Raw genomic sequence first — 20,223 nt, forward strand, 5'->3', positions numbered from 1 at the left:
AAAAGCAAAATGAAAACAGTTAATAAAATATTCAAACATACATTCCTTTGCATGGCTCTGGGAGCAACTGTTTGCAGTTGCGATTTGGATGTTGAGCCTACTTCCAGCATTGCAACGGAAACATTTTGGACATCAGAAAAAGATGCCTGGTATAATCTGAACGCCGTTTACTCAGCAAGCATCCCCGGTGCGGCAGTCCATAGCGATTCCTATACGAATGACGCTTACTGTCAGTATGCCTGGGAATCAAGCGGTTCCATCTACCTGCAAAACGGTCTGAGTGCCTTGTATGATGAAGGTTACAACTTCGAGACCGTACGCAAACAAAATATATTCTTGCAGGAAGTGGAAAATGTTCCGATGGACGAAAACCTGAAAGAGCGGTTTAAAGCCGAAGTTCGTGCTATGCGCGCATGGACTTATTTGAACCTGACCCTCACATTCGGAAAAGTACCTTTGATCACCGATGTCCCGTCTTATGACTCACCCAACATTCCACGCGATGAAGTAAGCAAGGTGCGAGAATTCATTATTAATGAACTGACAGCCGCGGCCGCTATACTTCCTGAAAAATATGCAGGTGGCTATCCAAATGAAAAAGGACGCATGACGAAATACGCAGCTCTGGCCGTAAAAGCAAGGGCAGCTCTTTATTTCGGAGATTATGCAACGGCCGAAGCTACCGCCAAAGAGATCATGGACAAAGGAGGCTTCTCTCTTTTCAAAGTAAACGAGCTGACTGAAGCCCAAAAGAAAGAAGCGGAAGAAATGGAACTATATATCGACTTTGATAAATATGGTATCGACCGTGACGCTTTCATAAAAGGTATCTTCAGCTACGAGACTTTGTGGCACACGGAAAACGGGAATCCGGATAATCCGGAATATGTAATGACCCGTCAATACACAGCCTCAAGCTGGGATTATCAGGACATGACGCGCTATACAAGCATTCGCCCCAACCAGTTGGGTGGTTGGTCTTCCGTAACCCCGACACAGAACTTGGTCGATGCTTACTGGACGGTAGAAGGCAAGACACCGACTACTCCAAGCATAGAAAAACGTAAAGAGGCATACAGTAAAATCAAAAAAGATCTGGATGATTATAAAGCTCCGGAAGGAGAAGCCAAATTCATATCTTTCGCATCCAATTTGATCAACAGTGGCAAACTGAAAGACTATGAATATATGCAGGAATTCCGTAATCGAGACAGCCGTCTATATGCCTCTGTTTTATTCCCATTCAAGGGCTGGTATGAGACCAATTACGGCACGGACTTCATCTATGAATGGATTAAAAACGGGAACAACGAGTCTAAGACCGGTTTTAATTTCCGTAAAATGTCACCACTGGAAAATGACGCAAACAATGATGGACAGGCAACCGGTGACTATCCTTGCATCCGTTATGCAGAAATCCTGTTAATCTTCGCCGAAGCACATACGCAAACAACCGGTTTTGACGGACAAACCCAGGCAGCCTTAAACCAGCTTCGCGAACGTTGTGGTATGCCCGATGTTCCGACAAGCCTCGGCAAAGAAGAAGGATTGAATCTGATTAAGACTGAACGCCGCATCGAATTGGCTGGCGAAGGTATGCGCAGCGACGACCTGAGCCGTTACGGAGATGCCTACTGGAATGCTCAATTAAATAATGTTCCTATCACTATGCCTGACGGAGAAAAAGTTCTTACGATGAAATGGGACAGTCGTATGAGTTTAAGACCCATTCCTCAAACGGCTATCGACCTGAATCCGCTATTGGCTACGGACCAGAACCCAGGTTATTGACAGTTGACATTATCTATTAAATAAAAAAGAGAGACTTCTGAAGTTTTTTGAAGAATTCATTCGAAAAGTTTCAGGAGTCTTTCTTCTTTCAAACAGTCTCTTCGCTTAATAAAAGACGTATATAAAGTTACCTATAGATAATTATAAGTTCTCCATTAATAGCTATTATCGCATAAATTGTTATCTTCGTCCCCAAATTAACTACAAATACTAAATATTCATGAAGAAAAAAAGTGTAACTTTATTGGTGACGGCAACGCTCGCCAGCAGTGTATTATTCTCATCATGTATTGGATCATTTGGGTTGTCCAATAAGCTGTTGGATTGGAACAGAAACATTGACAGCAAGTTTGTAAACGAACTGGTTTTCATCGCATTCTGGATTGTTCCGGTTTACGAAATCTCTGCATTAGCCGACATATTGGTATTGAACTCAATTGAATTCTGGAGCGGAAGCAACCCTGTTGCAGATACCGGTACGGTAAAAACAATCGAAACAAAAGACGGCACGTATGCTATCGAAACAAAGAAAGACGGCTACCACATCCAGAAAGAAGGAGAAGAAAAAGCGGTCGACCTAGTTTTCAATGAAACAGATAAAAGCTGGAGTGTAGAAGCAGACGGTGAATCGACCAAGCTGTTGAAGTTCACAGGTGACGACGAAGTTGTCATGTACCTTCCTGACGGCAAAGAAATGAATGTGGAACTGAACCAGGCAGGCGTACTTGCTTTCAAACAGGTAGCCGAAGGGTATTCTTTCTACGCAGCAAGATAAAACAGTTGAGAGTTGAAAGTTAAAGAAATACTCTTTTCACTTTCAACTCTCAACTTTCAACTGACTAAGTCTAATCTAAATTAAAAATGCATATGAAACACATGATCAAACAAACGATGCTCACAGGAGCATTGAGTTGCTTCCTTCTGGGCACCGCTTTGGCTGACAATGCGACAAACCAGCCAGAGAAGCCTTATTGGCAGGACATTCAGGTCGTTGCCGTTAATAAAGAGGCACCCCGCTCCTCTTTTATGACTTATGGAGACCGTGCTACAGCTCTCTCTTCCCAGTATGAAAAAAGTCCTTTCTATTCATTGCTGAACGGCACATGGAAATTCTATTTTGTAGATTCGTACAAAGACCTTCCTGCCAATATCACAGATCCTTCTGTCAGCACTTCCGATTGGGACGATATCACCGTTCCGGGAAACTGGGAAGTTCAGGGACATGGTACCGCCATCTATACAAATCACGGATATGAGTTCAAACCGCGTAACCCGCAACCTCCGCTGTTGCCGGAAACGAATCCGGTAGGTGTTTACCGCCGCGATTTCGAGATTCCTGCCGGTTGGGACGGACGTGACGTATATCTGCACATCGCCGGAGCTAAATCAGGTTTATATGTTTATGTAAACGGCAAGGAAGTCGGCTATAGCGAAGATTCCAAAAACCCGGCCGAATTCCTGATCAACAAATACCTGCAGCCGGGCAAGAATGTGCTGACACTGAAAATCTTCCGTTGGAGCACAGGTTCCTATCTAGAATGCCAAGACTTCTGGCGTCTGAGCGGCATCGAACGCGACGTCTATCTATGGTCACAGCCCAAGATCGCCGTCAATGATTACCGCATTGTCTCCACGCTCGACGACACCTACAAAAACGGTATCTTCAGCTTGGCAATGGATATCAAGAACCATTCCGACAAGGTTAAGAACATCGACGTCACATACGAATTATTAGATGCAAAAGGCAACGTGGCTGCAACAGCCGAAAACAAACTGTGGGTAAGTCCGAACACGATTGCAACAACTTCGTTCGAAAAGACACTGAACAATGTAGAAACCTGGAACGCGGAACATCCAAACCTCTACAAACTGTTGATGACAATCAAGGAAGACGGCAAGGTGACGGAAGTAATCCCGCAGAACGTCGGTTTCCGCCGCATCGAAATCAAAGAGATCGATCAGATCGCCGGCAACGGCAAACCGTACACCGTCCTGCTGTTCAACGGCCAGCCGATCAAATTCAAAGGAGTAAACATCCACGAACACAACCCGCTGACCGGACACTACGTGACAGAAGAGCTAATGCGTAAGGACTTCGAAATCATGAAGAAGAACAACATCAACTCCGTCCGTCTGTGCCACTATCCGCAGGACCGCAGATTCTACGAGCTTTGTGACGAATACGGATTGTATGTTTACGACGAAGCTAATATCGAATCACACGGCATGTACTACAATCTGCGCAAAGGTGGAACATTAGGCAACAATCCGGAATGGTTGAAACCGCACATGGACCGTACGGTCAACATGTACGAACGCAACAAAAACCATCCGTCTGTGACAATCTGGTCATTAGGTAACGAAGCCGGAAACGGTTACAACTTCTACCAGACTTACCTGTATGTAAAGAATAAAGACAAAAATCTGATGAACCGTCCGGTCAACTACGAACGTGCTCTTTGGGAATGGAATAGCGATATGTATGTACCGCAATACCCAAGTGCCGGATGGCTGGAAGAAATCGGCGCACAGGGTAGCGACCGTCCGATTGCACCGTCCGAATATGCCCATGCGATGGGTAACTCAACCGGTAACCTGTGGGGACAATGGCAAGCCATCTACAAATATCCGAACCTGCAAGGCGGTTGGATCTGGGACTGGGTAGACCAGGGTATCCTTACCAAAGATGAAAACGGAAAAGAGTTTTACGCCTATGGTGGTGACTTCGGCAAAGATATGCCGAGCGACGGCAACTTCCTTTGCAACGGTTTGGTCAATCCGGATCGCACCCCCCATCCGGGAATGGCAGAAGTGAAGTTCACGCATCAGAACGTCGGCTTCGAAGCAGTCGATGCGGCAAACGGTGTGTTCAAAATCACCAACCGCTTCTACTTCACGAATCTGAAGGACTATATGTTTACTTATACCATAAAAGCAAACAACAAGATCATCAAGAGCAACAAGATGTCACTCGACCTGGCTCCGCAGGCTTCACAGGAAATCACGGTTCCCGTAGCCGGCCTGAAACCGCAAGCAGGTGTGGATTATTTAGTTGACTTCGTCGTTACGACCGTAAAGGCAGAAGGTCTTGTTCCTGCCGGTCACGATATCGCACTGGGCCAGTTCCGTCTGCCTGTCAAAGCCGACAAGACGGCTTACAAGGCCGGTGGTCCTAAACTGACTGTATCGGAAGAAGGAGACAACGTGAAAGTGACTTCCTCGAAAGTAAACTTCGTATTCGACAAGAAAGCCGGTGTCGTCACCTCTTACAAGGTGGGCAACACGGAATACTTCAATGAAGGTTTCGGTATCCAACCGAATTTCTGGCGTGCCCCGAATGATAATGATTACGGAAGCGGTGACCCACAGCGTCTGGAAATCTGGGAAATCTCAAGCCGCAACTTCAACGTGACAAGCACTTCCGCTGAAATCGTAGACGGCAATGCTATCGTGAAGGCTGACTATAAACTGCCGGCCGGCAACCAGTTCATCATCACTTATAAAATCTATCCCGATGGCACCATGAACGTAGCTACACTTTTCACTCCAGCTCATTTGGATGGGAAAAAGATCGAGATATCGGAAGCGACTGCAACCGCCACCTTCTCTCCGGGCCGCGAGAACATGAGCGAACGCGACAAGATGGTCGTTCCGCGTATCGGTGTACGCTTCCGTCTGCCGGCAACGATGAACCAACTGGAATATTTCGGTCGTGGTCCATTGGAAAACTATTGGGACCGCAAAGCCGGTTACATGATCGGACAGTATAAGAGCACGGCAGAAGAACAGTATTTCCCCTATGTCCGCCCACAGGAAAACGGTCACCACTGCGACACCCGCTGGATCTCTTTAGGCGGTAAAGGCAAGAACCTTTTGATCGTTGCAGACGACGAGATGGAATTCAACGCTATGCGTAACTCCGTCGAAGACTTCGATGCCGGCAAGGCGACCAACCGTCCGTACCAGTGGAACAACTTCACACCTGAAGAGATTGCCAACCGTCCGGAAATCGGACCGTACGACAAACCTCGCCAGACACATATCAACGACATCGCACCGCGTAACTTCGTTGAAGTATGTGTAGACCTAAAACAACAGGGATTGGCCGGCTACGACAGTTGGTATTCACGTCCGGAACCGGAATACACTTTACCGGCAGACCGGGAATACAAGTGGGGCTTCACTCTGATCCCTGGTGCTAATGCCAACAGCGCACAGAAGAAAGCGGGTTACAGCTACAAATAAGTAGTCCGTCCCACAATAACAACTAAAAAAGCGGTTGCCTCATTTCCAGACAACCGCTTTTTTTGTGCAAGTATCCGATTAGGCTTCACCTTTCCTTGAGACCTTTTGGTTATTATTAGGCGGAGGGGTGAAGGCAATCTCGATATCTACCTTCACCCTAAAAAATTTACTTTCACCCCGTCCCTCCCAGATACACCAATTCCGGTCTCTTATACAAAGCGGTATAGTACCTCCCATACCCGACTCACCCGCAGATGAAGACAACCGTAGCAGGTGAAGGTACTTTTAGTATTTACCTTCACCCATTAACAATCTTATAATCAAACCAGTGCATACAAAAGTGAAGGCAAATTCCTGATTATGGCGGAAAAATAAAAAAGCCGGACTTTATTCAGCCCGGCCTTCCATAAACTTATTCAATGATTATCGATTCTACTTAGCATAACTTACCGCACGAGTCTCACGAATTACCGTAATCTTCACCTGGCCCGGATAAGTCATTTCATCCTGGATCTTCTTTGCGATTTCGTTTGACAGGTTTTCGGTATCCTTATCGTCGATCTTGTCAGCTCCGACAATTACGCGGAGTTCACGACCGGCCTGGATAGCATATGTCTTCACTACACCCGGATAAGAAAGAGCCAACTGTTCCAAATCATTCAAACGCTTGATATAAGCCTCAACGATCTCACGACGGGCTCCCGGACGTGCACCTGAAATAGCATCACAAACCTGTACGATCGGAGCAAGCAGTGTCTGCATTTCCACTTCGTCGTGGTGAGCACCTACGGCATTGCAGATATCCGGTTTTTCTTTATATTTCTCGCAAAGTTTCATGCCTAAGATTGCGTGCGGCAATTCCGGCTCGTCATCAGGCACCTTACCTATATCATGCAACAGTCCGGCGCGTTTTGCCTTTTTCGGGTTCAATCCCAGTTCAGAAGCCATCACTGCACATAAGTTCGCCGTTTCGCGTGCGTGCTGCAGTAAGTTCTGGCCATAAGAAGAACGATATTTCATCTTACCGATCATACGGATCAGTTCAGGATGCAAGCCATGAACACCGAGGTCGATAACGGTACGTTTACCGGTTTCCACCACTTCGTCTTCAACCTGCTTTCTCACTTTCGTAACTACTTCTTCAATACGTGCCGGGTGAATACGTCCGTCTTGTACCAACTGGTGCAAAGCCAGACGAGCTATTTCACGACGAACCGGATCAAAGCCGGACAACACGATTGCTTCAGGCGTATCGTCAACCACGATCTCGATACCGGTTGCCGCTTCCAACGCCCGGATGTTACGGCCTTCGCGACCGATGATACGGCCTTTTATTTCGTCTGATTCGATATGGAAGACTGTAATCGAATTCTCGATTGCCGTTTCGGTAGCCACACGCTGGATGGACTGGATAACGATTTTCTTCGCTTCCTTATTGGCCGTCATCTTCGCTTCCTCCATGATTTCGTTGATATAGGAAGTGGCTTCGGACTTAGCCTCGTCTTTCAGGGATTCGATCAAACGTTCTTTCGCTTCTTCGGCAGAAAGTCCGGAAAGGGTTTCCAGATGTTCGATTTCACGCTGGTGAAGTTTATCCAGATCCTGCTTCTTCTTTTCTACCAGTTCCAGTTGGGCGGCCAGGTTCTCCTTTACGGCATCCACTTCACTATTTTTGCGTTGCAAGTCTTCCTGGCGTTGGTTCAAGCCCAACTCGCGTTGTTTCAACTTAGCCTCTACGGACTGTATCTTTGAATTACGTGCGGACACCTGTTTCTCCAGATCCGCTTTCAAATGAAGGAACTTCTCTTTTACTTCGAGCAATTTCTTCTGCTTCATTACTTCCGACTCCTTTTCAGCCTCGCGTATCACAGCGTCATACCTTGACTTCATAAGGACTCTCATCACAAACCACACGAGCAAACCTCCGACAACGAAGGTTACAAGTGCTATGATTATAGTCATACCCATTTTACTTATAGTTTAAATTCAGTTATATTATTATACAAAAAAAGCACTGCCTTACATGGAATCCCCATGCAAAGTAGTGCGGAAACGCATCTTCTTTATTCTTACAACTATTTATCCTTCAGGTAACTTTCCAATTTATCGGTCAGTTCCTGTATCTTTTCAGTAAAGGGACTTGTGTCATTTTTATCCTCCAACATCAAATTTTCCACTGATAGTTGGAAGGTCACCATGGCTAACAAATCTTTTACATCCACTTCGGAATATTTCTTCCGGTACTGGTCCATTTTCATCCTGATTTGCCGGACAGCCTCACGGGCTACCTGCTCTTCGCTCCGGTTGATCCTGATACCATAACTTTTACCGGCTATCTCTACATGTATAAGAAATTTATCGTCCATCGCCTCTATTCGTTTAATAGTGCAATGCACTTGTCTACTTCCCGCACTAACTTCGATAACCTCATCCTGGCACTTTTCATTTCTCCCTCATTGACAGAAACAACCCGTGCAGTCAGCATGTTATCACATTTGGCATTCAACTCTTCGATCGTCTTCATTGCTTGTTGAAGTTCTCCTTCCTTCTGTACCAAAAAATCTTCAAGCTCGTTGATTTTCTGCTTTTGCCTATCGCAAAGCTCCATCAAATCACGAACCCTAACATCAAATACAGCCAACAATCTTTTATGATCTTCGGTCATTTCACACCAAATTCTACACAAAAGTAAACTATAGAATTGAATAAAACAACGAATCGGTTTGTTTTTTTGACAGAAAACGTCCGGATACACAAAAGGCCGTTCAAACTAAAATCCGAACAGCCCTCCTTCTAATAGATTCAGCTACGCTATATTTATACTAACGCAACATACCATTCACCCTCGACGTCTTCGAAAGCCAATTTGCCTTCTTTCGCTAACCAACCAAAAGCAGCATACATATCTTTTTCCGCTTTAATCTTAGTCGCTTTCTTTACTGCCTTAACACTCATCTTACCGCCTTCATTTAATGCGTTCCAAACAAGGCCGGCGTTTGTTCCAATCAATTCGATCATGTTTCTTTTTGTTTTGTTAATTCGTTAACGGGGGCAAATTTATAGATTAATCGATTAAAACAAAAGGATATAGATGTTTTTTAGCATAAAAACAGGTGCTTTTTATACTTTGTAAGCATAATTAACATTGCTATAGCACAATTATAGTGTTATTTTCCGCCTATCCTCAGCTGTAATAAGTTCCACCTCCATGTTTATAGCTGAAACATATTTGCTTAATAGGTCTGCCGCATACTTTCCTGCCGATTCCAGACCATCCAATCCGGAATAACCATTTATAATCATTAACAGGCGGGTGGTATCCAGCCCTATTTTTGTCCGTTCCTCATCGCTGGTCGGAGTTCCGACCCCGCCGACCGCATCCCGATAGACTGGCAAACCTGCAATATTCAGTTCTCCACGCCCGATTCCATGATAAACTTCACCTTCCCTACCGACTCCCAGCACCAGACTTCCACCGGCAATCTTATCTGCATCGAAGCCACCAATGGAATATCCGCTACGGATAGAAACCAAATTGATGAGATCAACCAACGTATCGACCTTATAAAGGGGTAATTCACGAAGAATACGCCGCCGCAACGCTTCAGAAGAAGGACGATAACGATTCGGATCTTTTCCCAGACGCTTATAAGCCTGGCGGGTAGCCTGTATAGGGAGCCATTTGTTGATTTGTTCCAGTTTAACTGTTTCCCGGACTACCTTTTCTTCGTCCGCTATCTCCTGCCAAAGCCGTTCATCCGGTTCCGAATTGCAAACATCACAAGACAGGACCAAAACATGTAAATCCGGACAGGCGGTAGCTACTTCTTCTGAAATTGAAATGTGTAACATAGGGAAAATTTATGATTTATAAAACTATAGATTGTTATTTACCATCTATTTAACAATGATACCGGACAAGATACGCCCGCTCTTGATTCCCAAACGGCGGGCGGAGAAGAAATCGTCGGGATGGGTGTAAGTGCAGATGCCGGCTAGTTCGATATGTCCGGTTGAGAGGCCTTCGGACAATAGTTGCAGTCGGTTAGCCTCCCATAAATCGATATGAGCTTTTCCTGTATCGACATTGCGCTTCAAAATACGCGGCATTTCAAAACCGACTTCCCGAAAGGCGTCGACAACCTCCTCGCCGACTTCAAAGGCATCGGGACCGATGGAAGGAGCGATACCGGCTTTCATGAGACAAGGATCGGCTCCATATTCATCAATAAGGAAGCGAACGGTTTTCGCGACGATCCGCTGTACGGTTCCCCGCCAACCGGCATGAATGGCGGCCACCGTCTTTACATCGGGAGCATACAGCAGGACAGGGACACAATCAGCTGTTGAGACGGCAATGCAAACTCCCGGCACATTCGTCACCAGAGCATCTACACCGTGCATATAAAGCTGCTGTTCTTCCAATGGAAGGGAAAGAAAAAAAGGCTCGATCGAACGAATCTCCGCCCCGTGAACCTGGAAAGGCACGAAAATACGTTCGGAAGGAATTCCGAGCACATCTGAAAGAAGTTTCCGGTTCGCCCGGACAGCTTCCGGATTGTCCCCGCTGTATTCGCCGGGGTTAAAGGAAGCATATGCACCTTCGCTCACACCTCCTTGGCGGGTTGTCACAAAATGAGAGATGTTGCAATCCTCGCTTAATGCGGGAAATTGCAACATCTTCACTTTTTCATTTGGAAATATCGTCATCTTCTGCGTCATCCCAATCTTCATATTCTTCATACTCTTCATCGTCGTCGGGATCATCTTCCTCAAGAGGAATAACAAAATCATCATCAAGCGAAAGTGCGCTTACATCGATGTTCTTATGTACAATACACTCTACCTCATGGAACGTTTCCTTGTTCAGTTCCTTCCATAACAGGTCTTTCAATTCGGTGATCCCCATTCCGGTAACGGAAGAAATAAATACATAAGGAACGCCTTCCGGCAGATCTTCGGACAATGCCTCGATCAACTCCTCATCCAGCATATCGCTCTTGGTAATAGCCAGAACACGACTTTTACCCTGCAAATCCGGATTATACTTGACCAGTTCGCCCAAAAGAATTTCGTATTCCTTCTTGATATCATCCGCATCGGCCGGCACCATAAACAGGAGTAACGAATTGCGTTCGATATGGCGCAAGAAGCGTAATCCCAACCCTTTACCTTCACTGGCACCTTCGATAATGCCAGGGATATCGGCCATAACGAACGAACGGTTGTCACGATAGCTTACTATCCCCAGATTCGGTTCGAGCGTCGTGAACGGATAATTGGCAATCTTCGGTTTGGCAGCCGAAACAACCGACAACAACGTCGACTTTCCTGCATTCGGGAAACCGACCAGACCGACATCGGCCAGCAGTTTCAATTGCAAGATCACCATACGTTCCTGCGCCGGTTCGCCGGGTTGTGCATAACGGGGAGCCTGATTGGTCGACGTCTTGAAGTGGCAGTTACCCAATCCTCCACGCCCGCCTTTCAATAACATTACCTGCTGACCGTCCTCGGTCACATCACAGATAAACTCACCCGTATCGGCATCATACACGACTGTTCCGCAAGGGACTTCTATCACACGATCTTCACCGTCTTTCCCAAAACTGCGTTTAGCACCGCCGCCTTCACCATTTGTCGCCATGATATGACGTTCATACTTCAGATGAAGAAGCGTCCAGTAATTCCGGTTTCCACGAAGATACACATGGCCTCCTCGCCCTCCATCGCCTCCGTCGGGACCTCCTTTCGGAATGTATTTCTCGCGGCGAAAGTGAGAAGACCCTCTCCCGCCCTTACCTGAGCGGCAATAGATCTTTACATAATCTACAAAGTTTGATTCAGCCACTTTTACTTTTTAATTTATGATTTATGATTTATGATTTATGATTCATAGCGACAAAGGATATAAATCACAAATCATAAATCATAAATCCCATTCATAAATCTATTACAAATTATTTACCGCTTCTTTGATACGTCCGAAAATTTCTTCGATTGTCCCCATACCTTTGATGGCAACATGTTTACCTTCACCGATATAGTAATCAGCCAAAGGAGCAGTCTGTTTGTGATAAACATCCAGTCTTGACTTGATTGTTTCCAGATTATCATCCGAACGGCCTGAGACCTTACCACGTTCCAACAGACGGTTGATCAGTTCTTCTTCTTCTACCTGAAGGTTCAGCATAACGGATACATCGGTTCCACGTTTGTTCAACATTTCTTTCAGTGCTTTTGCCTGCGGGATCGTACGGGGGAAACCGTCGAAGATGACACCTTTGGAGTTCACCTTGCTGTCCAAAACCTTAGCCAGCATGTCAACAATCAACTCATCCGGAACCAGTTGTCCTTTTTCGATATAATCTTTAGCAATCTTACCCAGCTCTGTCTCGTTCTTCATTTCAGAACGCAAAACATCACCTGTAGAGATATGGTCCAAACCATATTCTTTAATAATCAATTCGCTCTGTGTTCCCTTTCCTGAACCGGGAGCACCAAAAATAACAATGTTCAACATAAAAAGTAAACTTTTTAAATTGACAATTGACAATTGGCAATTGACAATTACTCGCCAACTATCCAACCATCCATCGCCTCTTATTATACATTAATCTAATAAATTTCCTCCTCTTCCCAAATTATCAATTATCTTATAGATATCCCGATAGCCCCGTCCCTGTTCATCATAATCCAGTCCGTAACCGACAATAAAGTCACTCGGAATCCGGATGCCGATATAATCAGGTTTCAGATCGCACTTCAACGAATCAGGCTTGAACAGCATAGTCGCCAACTTAACATCGGCCGCCCCGTCCTTGCGAAGCTTATCCATAACATACTGCATCGTAAAGCCGGTATCGATGATATCCTCGATCAAGATCAAAGTCCTCCCTTTCACATCGGCCTGTACTGGCATAATCTCACGAACTACACCGGTCGTACTGGTCCCCTTGTAGGATGAATAGCGGGCAAAAGTGATTTCATACGGCTCGTTCAACTGGCGCATCAACTCCGCAGTGAACATGAAAGCTCCGTTCAGAATCCCTACGAATAACGGATGTGTGCCTTCCACATCGGCACGAATACGTTCCGCCACTTTTGCTATCGCTTCTTTTATCTCCTCTTCCGGGATAAAGAGTTCAAATTCTTTGTCTTTTAATCGGATTCTATCCATATTCCGTCTGATTTTCGAGGGGACAAATGTACAACTTTTTCGGGTAAGCACAAACAATGTGATCGATCAGGAGTCCTTTAATTTGTAAAATATAAAGACCGGATTGCTTTCTTCCCCTAAGTTTTTCAATTGTTCAGGGATTAAAATCGAACGGATATTCTTATAATAATCAAGCTCTGCCGATGTTATGACCTGTACCAGGTCATTCCCTGTCATATTTCCCCAGACCGGGAATCCCTGGTAGCTTCTTGTCCCTAAAAGACCATGCTGCAAAGTCGTAGCCGCCAATTCCTTGAGTGAAGCAGGTTGTTCGCATTTTTCCACCAACGCTTCACCGGTGTTCTTATCTACCGAAGCGACATAATGCCCGTCGTTATTCCTCAGGCGGAAATAATATCGACGGGGTGTTTCAAAGAGATCGGAAACAAAGTAATCTTTGCCATTTCCAAAGTTTTTCAGGCTATTAAAATTCGTCACATCGAGCGAATTGATCATTTCCTCATCCGAGTTACGCAAACTCAGGACACAAGCGGGCGAAATCTTATCGTCCGACAGCCTGAACACGGTATCGTTACTACCGGTTTTGAACAACACAGATTGCTGCCGACCGGAATAGCCTGCTGCGATCCGAACCGTCAAACCTGACTTATCACTTGAAACCAAAGGAGATGAAAAATCATTCTTCATCGTAATCGTATCTCCCTTTTCCGTAAAAAGACCGATACCGAAACTACCGTTCTGGAAAGGTACATAAGGCATAGATACGGCCGCCAAGTGTCCCTGACCGAGCTTATACTGGAAAATAATCTGATAATCATGAGTGAAATGCTGCACAGGTTCGCCGTCCAACGTATAGACCTCTACCCGATCCGTACTGAATAAATAGAGACGATCGTTCTTTTCATCCGCCTGCATACTGGCAACGAAACCGCTAAACTCTCCAGGTCCCTGCCCGAACGGAATCAATGTCTTTATAAAATGCCCCTGCCTGTCGAACAAAACAATCCGCTGCTCCTTTACCGGGAGAACATAAATATATTTATCCGTAACGGCATAATTCGCTACCCCATCTATTAAAGATGCATCATCGGAAGTTACTTCTAACGGAACATAATCAACGCTTTCTATTTCATCACTCAATTTCAAACTCTTCGGATTCTCGAGCCCAGCCCTTATATCCGCTACCGGACAGTTCGAAGGATCGGATTTCGGTGAACTGCAAGCTATCAGCAAAAAAAGTACCCAACTTAAATTTAGTCTCTTCATTATCTTATTTTATTAATGTTTCCATTCATTTTCTACTTTCTGTCAAAATATTGCCATCTATCATACGGATCAGCCGGCCTGCCATCCGGGCATTTTCCTCGGAGTGGGTAACCATCACGACGGTCGTCCCTTTACGATTCAGCTCCGTTAGAAGATTCATCACGTCATTGCCATTGACGGAATCCAGATTTCCGGTCGGCTCGTCCGCCAGGACGATATGCGGATTCGTGACGATGGCACGGGCAATCGCCACACGTTGTTGCTGACCGCCGGATAATTGTTGCGGGAAATGTTCCGAGCGGTGAGCGATCTGCATCCGGTCGAGAGCCGCATTCACCCTTTCCACCCGTTCCTTGACCGAAACACCTGCATACAGCAAAGGAGGTTCCACATTCTCAAAGACCGTCAATTCGTCTATCAGGTTAAAACTCTGAAAAACAAAACCGATATTTCCGTTCCGCAAGTCCGTACGGCTATTTTCCGTATATTGGGAAACTTCCTGTCCGAGAAACCACAGCTCGCCGTCCGTCGGGTTATCCAACAGTCCCAAGAGATTCAGCAAAGTCGATTTTCCACAACCGGAAGGCCCCATGATTGCCAGGAACTCCCCTTCGTTTATTTCCAGATTAATGCCATTCAAGGCTGTCGTCTCCACACTTTCCGTACGGAACACTTTTGTCAGACTAATTGCTTTTATCATAATCATCTGTTTTTATTCCATGCTTGTCATTTCATTCACTCATAGCGCAATGATGTCACCGGATTGCGGGAGGCGGCACGCCCAACCTGGACAATGACCGTCAACATCGTAATCAGCAAGATGACACAGCCAGCCAGCGGAAACAACCACCAACTGATCGTTGTCTGATAAGCAAAGTTACTTATCCAGCGAAGCATCAGAAGATAGCTCAACGGGCAGGCGATAAAAATGCGATCCCAACCCCAACCATATATTCCCGGCAGAACATCCACACAATCCGTCGGGAATGTGCTCCGTTCACCTTTCTGATACCGATCTCTTTCGTACGTTGCACCGTCGACAAAGCGACCAGACCGAACACTCCCATCATAGCGACAATGATAGCCAGTATCGTAAAGACCAGAAACATCTGGCCAAGCTGCCGTTCATGAACATAATTCAGATTCAAGGCATCTGAGAAAAAATGATATGTAAAGACGTTATCCGGGCGCATCTTCTCATACTCCTCTTTCAGAAACTTCAATGTCTCAGCCTTATTCTCAGGAGAAATCTTTATATATAATGTATTTAACAGCCGGCGGGAATAATACAGATAAGCCGGTTTAACTTTCTCACGCAACGGCTGGAAGTTAAAATCTTTCACGATACCAACAATCCGCGATGCCTCTCCGTACCACCCTTTATTCTGCAGAAGCATACCGACCGGATCTTCCACATTCATCATCTTCCAGGCGGTTTCATTAATTACAATCGGTAACTCTTTCTCATAGGCGCCATCCATATAGGCTTTTTTATCTGTTCCAAACGACATTCCTTTTAACAGAGTCAAGCCCAATGTTCCCATAAAATCGCCATCACCGGCCACTCCGACCATTTTCAGCGAATCGACTTGTCCGGCCTCATTCGTCCAACTGAACGAATTCTCCTCCGTACGATGTCCCTGAAGATAATCCGAAAGTTCCACTCCTCCGGTCACAGACCTGACATTCGGATTCTTCAATACTTCCTGCTTATAATCATCAATCCCATAACCGCCCATATACGACATAAAGTCGAAAAGGCCGCAATCAGCAACCACCATATCTTCCTTGTCCAGGCCCAAATCTGCATTTTGCAGATAATGAAGTTGTTTGAATACGACAGAAGTACAAATGACCATCGCTATAGCGATGACAAACTGTACACATACCAGGCCTTTGACCAACGTGCCTTTTTTCCCGGTCGAAGATCCTCCCTTAAAAGATTGCAGCGGATTAAACTGCGACATATAAAAAGCAGGAAACGCTCCTGCCAGGCAGCCGACTCCGATAATTCCGAACAGGACAAACAATACGGTCTGCCAATTGGCCGTCAACACAATATCTTTTTCTACAAACCGGTTGAAAAGCGGTAGCAGCAATTCCGTCAACGCCAATGCCAATATAAGCGACAGGAACGCCTGTACCAGACTCTCCGACAAAAACTGCATCACCAGAACCTTCCGTTTGGCTCCAGTCACTTTCCGGACGCCGATTTCCTTAAATCGCTGGGAAGCACGTGCCGTAGACAAGGTTGTGAAATTGAATGCCCCCATAAAAACGATCAGAACCGCCAAAACCGTAAACAGATAAATTTGCGACATATTCCCATGATTGCCGACTTCCGGATCTTTAAACGACGTCTGTAGATGAATATCTTTCAGCGGTTGGAACTCCAAACGCATCCCCTTATCCCTATGGTTCAGCCAGACACGGCTCATCTTCCTCCAGTCTGTTTCGGATAAAACCGTACCTTTTCGTAACTGGATATAGACACTTGTTCCCTCGACAAAATCCCAATTCATCGGTTCGTAATAAGCCTGTTCGCTCAACAGGACCTCAAACGTTATATGGCTTTTACGCGGGACTTTCAGGACTGCCGCCACTTTATAACGAAAAGTCTGCCCGAAAAACTGACAGGTAACTTCTCTCCCGACAGCCGAAGTCCTACCAAACAATTTCTTTGCCGTCGACTCCGCCAGCACGATTTGTTGCGGATCTTTCTTTATCAGACCAGGATCGCCGGCGATAACCGGAAAACTGAATACATCGAAAAAGGTAGTATCGACATACTTATAGGTCGCTTCAATCAAATCAGTGCCCGAATGCAAGTTCAAAGTTCCGAAATTCAACATAAAAGTCGCATTCTCCACCTGCGGAAACTCTTCCCGGAATGCCTTGCTCAACGGTGCTACCGTATAGACAGACTCCTTTACTTGTCCGCCCCCCTCCTGCTCTACCGCAACCAGGCGATAGATCGAATCCCGGTTAATTTGAAAATCTTCAAAGGTCAACTCATCCACAATCCAAAGATAGATCAGGAAAGCAGCCGTCATCCCCAGCACAAACCCCAACATATTAATAGACGAAAACAAAAAGCTCCGTTTGATTAACCGGAGTGCGACTTTTACATAGTGTTTAAACATATCTCTTTTTTATGAATCATTTAAAACAAAGCAAAGACCATGCCAATTTCGGAATTCACTTATTTACAACCCTATATATACTCTCCCCTTTAAACAGATTGTCCGTTCCCGTACACCTTACGTGCAAAAACGCACAGATATGATCCTCCATCACCAGACAAAATAAAATTCCATTTCAACAAATGACGAACAGATTCCGATGGAACCAGCTTTCCTATGCAGTATATGCATATATAAATGCTAATGTAATTTGTTTCCGACATTGCCGAAGATATTTTCGACATTGTCGAATATTTACACGGCATTGTCGAATATGTTCTCGACAACGCCGAAAACAAAATACACTTGCATAAAATCAGAATTAGTAGCTGATCAACAATAAGATAGGCTCAATAGAAAACATCGTGCAATGTAGTAGTAAAAAACAAAGCATTCAACCTCACCACAATTACACATAAAATTAGTCTATCTCAGAACTTTTCATTAATTTCGCACCAATATTTTAAATGAATGTAAAAAGATGCGACTATGATAAAGAGGTCTGTTTTAGCGTTATTTATTGTATTGTTATTTAGTAGTAATCGGGGAGGAGCACAGGAAGTTAATATAATCAGCGGGAATCAGTTGAACCAGCCGGTTCAGACTGCTGTCCCCGATACATTCCCTTTATTAGATTTGGAAGAAACGGAACTGGATAAAATCCCTGACCTCAGGGCACAGTTCGAAAAACTCAATAGCAGCTACTCCTCTCCCGCTACACCGAGTGAAAACTTGCTCCGCTTTTTAAAAAAAGACGAGATAGAATTATCGCCGGAAGCACAATATTGGGTAAATTGGGTACGCGACCCGTCTACTATCATCAGCCCGTGGGCCACCTTACGGGATACGACCATCGTCAACCCGCTGTTCACACCGATCTTGTTCAAGGGAGGACTTATCCCGAAAGACCTGCAATTGTATGATAAGGACTTTATTGCGAAACAACGTCCCAATTTTCCATTGTTCGAACCGGATACCACTTTATTCCAAGACGAAACATTAAAGAACAAGTTACAGAATACCGCATATAATTATGTACGTGTAAACTACCCGGAATATTTTCGCTATTCGGAACGCGACCTGCCAACCGATGTCGTTAAAACACATGTTATCAAGAAAGCGACATATGAACCGGAACTAATCAAAATAGAAAGCGACCCGAACGCTTTCAGCGACGTGGACACTCCGGTCAAGTTCATCCCGGAACGCCGTTATTGGATTTCTCATTTCGAAAGCGCCATTCAGTTTGCACAGAATTATATTTCTCCGAACTGGCACAAGGGGGGTGTAAGCACTTTAAATCTGACCAACCGCCAATATTTCGTGTACAATTATAACAAAGACAAAGTTCAGTTTACAAATGAATTGGAATGGAAAACGAATGTCTATACGGCTCCCAAGGATACGTTGCGCGATTATAAGATCGGTGATGACGTGTTGCGTCTTCACAGTAATATCGGTTACAAAGCATTCAATAAATGGTTCTATACCTTCGATGCGACTTTCCAAACACAGTTGTTCAGCAATTATGCGGAAAACACAAATAATAAACTCGCCGGTTTCTTATCGCCCTTCAACATCAACCTCGGTATCGGTATGAAATACGACTTGAATAAAACATTCCCCAACAGACGCCATAAAAAACTGACCCTGTCTGCCAACTTGGCTCCGCTTTCATATACATTCATGTACAGTACGGACAAGGACATAGATTTGGGACGTCACGGTTTCAAAAAGAATGAAGCTACAGATAAATACAACTACAAGCTCAGCCAGTTCGGTTCCACGATCAATGCAACCATGACATTCCAATTCAACCGGAATGTAAGCTGGTATTCACGTTTTTATTATTTTACCAGCTACGACCGCATGTTGGGTGAATTTGAAAACCGCCTGACAATGGCCATCAGCCGCTTCTTCTCTACAACCATATCATTGAACCTCCGGTATGATGATGCCGTGGAAAAGAAAGAAGATTTCGACAGTTATCTTCAGATCAACGAGCTGTTAAGCTTCGGGTTTAATTACAAATGGTAAGACAAAGTCGATTATTTCCATAATAAACTTTGTTAATCGTGACATAATTTCCAAATAATACGTACTTTTGCCTCGGTTTTGCAATGTCGAGATTACAAATATGAGCGAAAGTATCAATCACAATGGGGTTATAGAGAAGATCGACGGCGGTACGGTCTATGTCAGGATCATCCAACAATCGGCTTGCTCCGGATGCCATGCGAAAAGTATGTGTACGGCATCCGAGAGTAAAGAGAAGATCATCGAGGTTCCGGACAACTCTGGAAAATTCCATATAAATGAAGAAGTCCAGTTATGCGGACAAAGTTCACTGGGGCTGCAGGCCGTACTTCTTGCATTTGTATTTCCGCTTATAATAGTTTTTGCGGCTATTGTAACAGGTACAAGTATGCAATGGGAAGAAACCACAAGCGGGTTAACCGGATTACTGCTCTTAGTTCCTTATTATTGCATATTATACTTTTTACGCGACCAACTAAAAAGGCGATTCATTTTTACTTTGAAAAAACTTAATTGACAAAC

The 20,223-nt window shown here is 44.9% G+C and carries 16 protein-coding genes and 1 pseudogene; 5 read left to right on the forward strand and 12 right to left on the reverse strand.

From position 1 onward, the window contains the following. The first annotated feature begins 9 nt into the window (after window positions 1–9). From NQ564_RS09870 to NQ564_RS09880, 3 genes are all read left to right on the forward strand, one after another. Window positions 10–1,791, forward strand: a complete 1,782-nt coding sequence (locus NQ564_RS09870; RefSeq protein ID WP_008155238.1) for a RagB/SusD family nutrient uptake outer membrane protein — start codon at window positions 10–12, stop codon at window positions 1,789–1,791. Window positions 1,792–2,011: 220 nt separating this feature from the next. Further along, window positions 2,012–2,566 carry a DUF3332 domain-containing protein gene (locus tag NQ564_RS09875; protein WP_008150668.1) on the forward strand — a complete coding sequence of 185 codons (555 nt, stop codon included), beginning with the start codon at window positions 2,012–2,014 and terminating at the stop codon, window positions 2,564–2,566. Window positions 2,567–2,658: 92 nt separating this feature from the next. Then, window positions 2,659–6,036: a glycoside hydrolase family 2 TIM barrel-domain containing protein gene (locus tag NQ564_RS09880; protein ID WP_129650072.1), complete on the forward strand. Its 3,378-nt coding sequence runs from the start codon at window positions 2,659–2,661 to the stop codon at window positions 6,034–6,036. Between the two features lie 432 nt (window positions 6,037–6,468). On the opposite strand, the gene rny is transcribed toward NQ564_RS09880, so the two are convergent. From rny to NQ564_RS09940, 12 genes and pseudogenes are all read right to left on the reverse strand, one after another. Continuing rightward, on the reverse strand, window positions 6,469–8,004 hold the full coding sequence (rny, locus tag NQ564_RS09885) for a ribonuclease Y (protein WP_008150675.1): 1,536 nt from the start codon (window positions 8,002–8,004) through the stop codon (window positions 6,469–6,471). A 107-nt stretch (window positions 8,005–8,111) separates the two neighbouring features. Further along, a complete protein-coding gene (locus NQ564_RS09890; RefSeq protein WP_008150677.1) occupies window positions 8,112–8,402 on the reverse strand; it encodes a cell division protein ZapA in 291 nt (96 codons plus the stop codon). Between the two features lie 5 nt (window positions 8,403–8,407). Continuing rightward, the gene (locus NQ564_RS09895; protein WP_008150678.1) at window positions 8,408–8,701 is read right to left on the reverse strand and encodes a hypothetical protein; all 294 of its coding nucleotides are present in this window, start codon (window positions 8,699–8,701) and stop codon (window positions 8,408–8,410) included. A gap of 152 nt (window positions 8,702–8,853) precedes the next feature. Then, on the reverse strand, window positions 8,854–9,054 hold the full coding sequence (locus NQ564_RS09900; RefSeq protein ID WP_008150680.1) for a winged helix-turn-helix domain-containing protein: 201 nt from the start codon (window positions 9,052–9,054) through the stop codon (window positions 8,854–8,856). A 141-nt stretch (window positions 9,055–9,195) separates the two neighbouring features. After that, entirely contained in the window at window positions 9,196–9,888 is a 693-nt protein-coding gene (locus NQ564_RS09905) for a B3/B4 domain-containing protein (protein ID WP_129650074.1), read from the reverse strand. A gap of 45 nt (window positions 9,889–9,933) precedes the next feature. Further along, window positions 9,934–10,779 carry a peptidoglycan editing factor PgeF gene (gene pgeF, locus NQ564_RS09910; protein WP_008150684.1) on the reverse strand — a complete coding sequence of 282 codons (846 nt, stop codon included), beginning with the start codon at window positions 10,777–10,779 and terminating at the stop codon, window positions 9,934–9,936. Then, complete coding sequence (obgE, locus tag NQ564_RS09915) at window positions 10,727–11,887, reverse strand: GTPase ObgE (protein WP_008150686.1); 1,161 nt, start codon at window positions 11,885–11,887, stop codon at window positions 10,727–10,729. The genes pgeF and obgE overlap by 53 nt, the downstream gene beginning before the upstream one ends. Window positions 11,888–11,989: 102 nt before the next feature. Next, window positions 11,990–12,559, reverse strand: a complete 570-nt coding sequence (locus NQ564_RS09920) for an adenylate kinase (protein WP_008150688.1) — start codon at window positions 12,557–12,559, stop codon at window positions 11,990–11,992. 90 nt (window positions 12,560–12,649) lie between these two features. Continuing rightward, window positions 12,650–13,216, reverse strand: coding sequence for a hypoxanthine phosphoribosyltransferase (hpt, locus tag NQ564_RS09925; protein WP_008150690.1), 567 nt, complete (start codon window positions 13,214–13,216; stop codon window positions 12,650–12,652). A 66-nt stretch (window positions 13,217–13,282) separates the two neighbouring features. After that, on the reverse strand, window positions 13,283–14,482 hold the full coding sequence (locus NQ564_RS09930; RefSeq protein ID WP_008150692.1) for a 6-bladed beta-propeller: 1,200 nt from the start codon (window positions 14,480–14,482) through the stop codon (window positions 13,283–13,285). Window positions 14,483–14,507: 25 nt separating this feature from the next. After that, on the reverse strand, window positions 14,508–15,182 hold the full coding sequence (locus tag NQ564_RS09935; RefSeq protein ID WP_039848271.1) for an ABC transporter ATP-binding protein: 675 nt from the start codon (window positions 15,180–15,182) through the stop codon (window positions 14,508–14,510). Between the two features lie 35 nt (window positions 15,183–15,217). After that, window positions 15,218–17,625, reverse strand: a pseudogene (locus NQ564_RS09940) (ABC transporter permease). Between the two features lie 528 nt (window positions 17,626–18,153). Here NQ564_RS09940 and NQ564_RS09945 point away from each other — a divergent pair. Continuing rightward, window positions 18,154–19,701 carry a DUF3078 domain-containing protein gene (locus NQ564_RS09945; RefSeq protein ID WP_129650076.1) on the forward strand — a complete coding sequence of 516 codons (1,548 nt, stop codon included), beginning with the start codon at window positions 18,154–18,156 and terminating at the stop codon, window positions 19,699–19,701. A gap of 100 nt (window positions 19,702–19,801) precedes the next feature. Further along, window positions 19,802–20,218 (forward strand): SoxR reducing system RseC family protein, encoded by a 417-nt coding sequence (locus NQ564_RS09950; protein ID WP_008150706.1) that lies wholly within the window; start codon window positions 19,802–19,804, stop codon window positions 20,216–20,218. The last annotated feature ends 5 nt before the right edge of the window (window positions 20,219–20,223 follow it).

The sequence above is a fragment of the Parabacteroides johnsonii DSM 18315 genome (genome assembly GCF_025151045.1).
In the GTDB taxonomy this organism is placed as follows: domain Bacteria; phylum Bacteroidota; class Bacteroidia; order Bacteroidales; family Tannerellaceae; genus Parabacteroides; species Parabacteroides johnsonii.

Coding starts and splice junctions, on each gene's coding strand:
- NQ564_RS09920 (WP_008150688.1), bottom strand. CDS start 12,559: ATGTTGAACATTGTTATTTTTGGTGCTCCCGGTTCAGGAAAGGGAACA.
- NQ564_RS09880 (WP_129650072.1), top strand. CDS start 2,659: ATGAAACACATGATCAAACAAACGATGCTCACAGGAGCATTGAGTTGC.
- NQ564_RS09930 (WP_008150692.1), bottom strand. CDS start 14,482: ATGAAGAGACTAAATTTAAGTTGGGTACTTTTTTTGCTGATAGCTTGC.
- NQ564_RS09900 (WP_008150680.1), bottom strand. CDS start 9,054: ATGATCGAATTGATTGGAACAAACGCCGGCCTTGTTTGGAACGCATTA.
- NQ564_RS09935 (WP_039848271.1), bottom strand. CDS start 15,182: ATGATAAAAGCAATTAGTCTGACAAAAGTGTTCCGTACGGAAAGTGTG.
- NQ564_RS09890 (WP_008150677.1), bottom strand. CDS start 8,402: ATGGACGATAAATTTCTTATACATGTAGAGATAGCCGGTAAAAGTTAT.
- pgeF (WP_008150684.1), bottom strand. CDS start 10,779: ATGAAGAATATGAAGATTGGGATGACGCAGAAGATGACGATATTTCCA.
- NQ564_RS09875 (WP_008150668.1), top strand. CDS start 2,012: ATGAAGAAAAAAAGTGTAACTTTATTGGTGACGGCAACGCTCGCCAGC.
- NQ564_RS09895 (WP_008150678.1), bottom strand. CDS start 8,701: ATGACCGAAGATCATAAAAGATTGTTGGCTGTATTTGATGTTAGGGTT.
- NQ564_RS09870 (WP_008155238.1), top strand. CDS start 10: ATGAAAACAGTTAATAAAATATTCAAACATACATTCCTTTGCATGGCT.
- rny (WP_008150675.1), bottom strand. CDS start 8,004: ATGGGTATGACTATAATCATAGCACTTGTAACCTTCGTTGTCGGAGGT.
- hpt (WP_008150690.1), bottom strand. CDS start 13,216: ATGGATAGAATCCGATTAAAAGACAAAGAATTTGAACTCTTTATCCCG.
- NQ564_RS09945 (WP_129650076.1), top strand. CDS start 18,154: ATGATAAAGAGGTCTGTTTTAGCGTTATTTATTGTATTGTTATTTAGT.
- NQ564_RS09950 (WP_008150706.1), top strand. CDS start 19,802: ATGAGCGAAAGTATCAATCACAATGGGGTTATAGAGAAGATCGACGGC.
- NQ564_RS09905 (WP_129650074.1), bottom strand. CDS start 9,888: ATGTTACACATTTCAATTTCAGAAGAAGTAGCTACCGCCTGTCCGGAT.